This is a genomic window from Haloparvum sedimenti (assembly GCF_001462205.1).
Taxonomy (GTDB): domain Archaea; phylum Halobacteriota; class Halobacteria; order Halobacteriales; family Haloferacaceae; genus Haloparvum; species Haloparvum sedimenti.
Window position 1 is genome coordinate 1 of record NZ_LKIR01000066.1, and the last position, 3,024, is coordinate 3,024.

Annotated in this window: 2 protein-coding genes; both read right to left on the reverse strand. The window is 65.3% G+C overall.

All coding sequences use genetic code 11. The features are described from left to right. The coding region (locus AN233_RS04155) for an aminotransferase class III-fold pyridoxal phosphate-dependent enzyme (protein ID WP_125919974.1) at positions 1-589 on the reverse strand (589 nt) is incomplete at its 3' end. A gap of 202 nt (positions 590-791) precedes the next feature. Continuing rightward, positions 792-2,489: a BCCT family transporter gene (locus AN233_RS04160; protein ID WP_058365592.1), complete on the reverse strand. Its 1,698-nt coding sequence runs from the start codon at positions 2,487-2,489 to the stop codon at positions 792-794. Between the last annotated feature and the right edge of the window lie 535 nt (positions 2,490-3,024).

The window sequence follows — 3,024 nt, forward strand, 5'->3', positions numbered from 1 at the left end:
CGGTCTCGATCCCGCTGATCTCGGGGTAGTGGCGCGTGTAGACGTCCTTCGACTTCGTCACCGAGAGGGTCCCGAGCGTGCGGCCGTGGAAGCTCCCGTCGAACGCGACGCCGTACTTCGCGGGCGCGCGGTGGTCGTGAGTGATCTTCATCGCGTTCTCCATCGCCTCCGCGCCGGAGTTCGAGAGGAACACCGTGTCCATCCCGTAGTGGCTCGTCGCCTCGACTAGCCGCTCCATGAGGTGGCTGGAACCGGGAACCTCGGACTCTTCGGGGGTCGCCCCGGCGCCGAAGTACATGTCCTGGCCCGCGATCTTCATCGGCTCGACGAGGTCGAACGCCCGCAGCTTCGAGAGCACCTTCTCGTTGTTGTAGCCGAGCGGGGCGGCGCCGATGTGGCAGGTGAAATCGAGGAGGACGTTGCCGTCGACGTCGGTGACGAAGGGGCCGTCGGCCTCGCGGGTCACGTCCCAGACGAACTCGTGGGAGTACTCGCTGGGGGCGGCGTGCTGCTGGTGGAAATCGACCCAGCGCTGCGCGTTCGGCCCCGGGAGCGCGTCCGCGTCGGGCTCCGCCGTGTCCCTATCCATACACAGTTTATGTGTACGTCTTACATTAAAACTTGTTATGGCGGTGGTCGAGCGGTCGGGCGCGCGGTGCCCCCTCGTGGACGTACCGGCGTGGGATGGCCACGGAGCCGGGACCGCCGCGACATCGGGGACCGCGCCGGCCGCGATGACCGCGGGCCGCGACCGGCACGCCCGGTGCGGCCGCGCTATCGGTGGTGGAGGATCAGTCGTCGTCGACCTCGGGCGAGCCGGCGGTGCCGGACCGTGAGTCCGTCTCCTCGGCGGACCCGAACAGGACGGTCTCGTCCTGTAACAGCACCTGGTCGTAGTGCTCCCCGAAGTCCTTGATCAGCGACAGCATGGCGAGGAAGCAGACGAACGCGAACGGCGTCCCGGTGATGATCGCCGCCTGTTGGAGCGTGTTCGCGCTGCCAGTGCCGCCGAGGATCATCAGGATCGCCGCGGTCATTCCGAGGACGACGCCCCAGAAGATCCGGTTGACGTTCGACGGCTTGGCCTTCCCGCCGGTCGTCATCATCGAGACGGCCAGCGTCGAGGAGTCGGCGGACGTGACGAAGAACGTCGTCACGAGGATCATGAACAGGTAGATCAACACCGACCCGATCGGGACCGTCAGCGACGCGCCGCCGAGGCTCAGAGTGAAGTTCAGTGCCTCGAAGAGGATGAAGCCGGACACCTCGGGCCCGGCCTCCCCGGCCAGCACCGCGCCGAAGTCGGCGATGCCGTTGTGCTGCGCCCACACGGCGGTGCCGCCGACGAACGTGAACCACGGGATGGTGGCGGCGGAGGTCGCCACGATCCCGGTGAACGCGACCTCGCGGACGGTCCGGCCCTTCGAGATGCGGGCGATGAACAGGCCCGCGAACGGCGACCACGAGAGCGCCCACGCCCAGTAGAAGACGGTCCAGGCGTTCATCCACCCCGTCGCGCTCGCGTCACCGCCGCCCATCGGGCCGGCGCCGGTGAAGAGGCTCATGGAGACGAAGTCGCTGATCATGCCGCCGAACGCCTGCGTGCCGAGCAGCACGAGGAACAGCGTCGGTCCCACGATGAACGTCGCGAACATGAGCACGACGAACAGGACCATGTTGAAGTTCGAGAGCCGGCGGATCCCCTTGTCGACTCCAAGCACCATCGACGTCGTGAACAGCAGCGTCATCATGGTGACGACGAGGAGGATCCCCCAGTCCCCCATGCTGATCCCCCACTGGTAGTCGAGCCCGGTGACGAACTGGCTCCCGATGAAGCCGAGCGAGGTAGCGACGCCGCCGATGGTCGCGAAGACGGCGAGGATGTCGACGACCTTCGCGAACGGCCCGTCGAGGTTCTCCGCCCCGATGAGCGGCGTGAGCGCGGAGGAGACCCGAAGCGGGACGTTCTCGTAGTTGTACGCGAAGTAGCCGATGGCGATGCCCATGATCGTGAACACCGCCAGCTGCGGCAGCGCCCAGTGGAACAGCGTCTGCTGGACGGCGACGCTCATCGCCTCCGCGGAGCCGCCCTCCACGCCGTCGAACAGCGGTGACGGATTGTTGTAGTAGAACAGTGCCTCCGTCGGCCCCCAGAACACGACGCCCGCGGCGAAGCCCGCGGAGTACAGCATCGCGAAGAACGAGAGGAAGCTGTACTCCGGCGACTCGTCGCCGAGCTTGATGCCGCCCCACGGCCCCACGATCAGGAACAGCAGGAACAGCACGATGAGGAAGACGATCAGCAGCATCGCCCAGTTGAACGCGCCGAGCAGCTGGTTGTTCAGCGAGGTGATCCCGTTCTCAACCGTGCTCGGGCTGACGAAGAACGCTCCGATAACCCCGAGCGTCAGCAGCGCGCCGAACGCGAACACGACGGGGTCGATCTCCTCGCGGAACTCGTCGAACAGTCCGGAGTCGGCGTCGCTCATCCGGTCTCACCCCCGCGAGCGAGGTCGCGGCCGGTTGAAGCACCCCGTCTCCACCTATCGCGCACCATGCTACGAGATGGCATGGGGATTCGATCGAAACTATACACAATAAGTGTTTCTCACTCCGCGCTTTTCTATACAGATTGTGTATGTCTGACGTACGTCGTCATTTTCTACTGATAGAAATACGTTCGATCTTCTGTAAGAGTAAAGATGACTGATCAGTGATCAGACGACGGAAACGAACACGACTCGTCCACTCGCTTCCGAACGCCCCGGTTCGAGTATCGGTTACCCGCGGCCGCGTTGGCGGACTGGCGGCGGCCGCTCCCGCGTTGTGGCCGGCACGCGTAACCGATTTTCGATGACCGGTGTCGCCCGCCGCACTCGCCGTCAGTTCGTGAGTTCCTCGATCGTGGCCTCGTGGGAGGAAGCGCTCTCCGTGAGCTGTTCGGCGAACTCGTCGACGTGCTCTTTGATCTCCTCGCCGGCGTCCTCCGGGGAGAAGGAGTCGGACATCGTCAGCAGGCGGACG

Bases quoted from the DNA above. Each gene is read 5' to 3' on its own strand.
- AN233_RS04160 (WP_058365592.1), bottom strand. From the start codon at position 2,489: ATGAGCGACGCCGACTCCGGACTGTTCGACGAGTTCCGCGAGGAGATC.